This is a genomic window from Sphingobacterium tenebrionis (assembly GCF_037126265.1).
Classification (GTDB): domain Bacteria; phylum Bacteroidota; class Bacteroidia; order Sphingobacteriales; family Sphingobacteriaceae; genus Sphingobacterium; species Sphingobacterium tenebrionis.
Genome location: NZ_JAYLLN010000079.1, coordinates 1 through 1,241, shown reverse-complemented (window position 1 = coordinate 1,241; position 1,241 = coordinate 1). Strand labels below are relative to the sequence as shown.

Annotated in this window: 2 protein-coding genes; both read left to right on the top strand. The window is 46.3% G+C overall.

The features are described from left to right. Window positions 1-70: 70 nt before the first annotated feature. Entirely contained in the window at window positions 71-424 is a 354-nt protein-coding gene (locus VJ786_RS16550) for an ISAon1 family transposase N-terminal region protein (protein ID WP_336558062.1), read from the top strand. Next, window positions 417-1,241, top strand: an 825-nt coding sequence (locus tag VJ786_RS16545; RefSeq protein WP_336558061.1) for an ISAon1 family transposase, incomplete at its 3' end; no start/stop codon positions are given. The genes VJ786_RS16550 and VJ786_RS16545, both read left to right, overlap by 8 nt.

The following is a 1,241-nucleotide window of genomic DNA, read 5'->3' as shown; positions in this document are numbered from 1 at the left end:
GGATCAAGCTGAATCCTTGGGGGGGAATACTAAAAATTTCTTAGTTTAGCATCTTTAAAACAGTTATCCCTTGCAAGAAGCCGAACGTAAATTACTATCCTTGTTGATGCCCGAAGGGCTTTTGGAATACTTTCAGATCATAGAAGTCGATCAGGTCGACAATCAGCTCCATATTTATTTAGATGAACTTAATATTGCTCCGACAGGCTATGAGAACAACAGGTTGGAGTCAAAGGGCTTCATGCCTTCCACCGAGATCTCGGACTTTCCCATTCGAGGCCAGAAAGTTACGCTACATATCCGTCGTCGTCGCTGGACGGTCCTGGAAACCGGACAGATCATTACAAGAGATTGGAACCTTGTGCGTGAGGGTGCTCGAATGACTACGGAATTCGGGCTTTTTTTAAAGAAGATATTTGGATAACCATCCTGTAAGCACCCAATTGGTAGGATTATTCTTCCAAATGGACGGCAAGCAACTCCAGGATCAGTACAAGAACCACCTCAGTGATTTCCATGATTGGGACCAAAAACCTCATGCCGAGAGCTGGACATTGTTTCCTGAAAACATCTCGGAACATCTGAGCATAGATGAGACCAGCTTCAGCAATGGTGAGTTATATACCATTGTTAGCAGTAAATCGGCAAAGGGGCGTAAAGGAACGATCCTGGCAACTATTAAGGGCACTAAGGCTGAGGATATCATGGCTGTTCTTGATCGGATACCCTTGCGCTCACGGAACAGGGTAAAGGAGGTGACCATGGATATGGCCCCCAACATGGCCAAGGCTATCCGAAGGTGTTTCAGGAATGCCAGACGTGTGGTCGATCGGTTCCATGTCCAAAAACTGGCCTATGATGCAGTACAGGAACTCCGTATCAAATATCGTTGGGAAGTCCTGGATGCAGAAAGCAAGAAGATAATGGAGTCGCGAAAGAGAGGGATCCCATATGAACCCGAATTGTTGCCCAATGGTGATACGCTCAAACAGCTATTGGCCAGGTCGAGACACCTGCTGTTCAAACATCCAAGCAGATGGTCGGAAAGCCAGAAAAACCGAGCTGAACTGTTGTTCCTGCGGTTTCCCAAGCTAAAACAGGCTTATGATCTTGGAATTGCCCTGGGTGACATATTCAACAAATGCAGGGACAAAAAGATAGCTTTTACAAAGCTAGGTCTGTGGCACAATCAGGTTGAGAATGCGGGCATTGCTTCCTTTGAGAGCGTGGCAAGATCCATT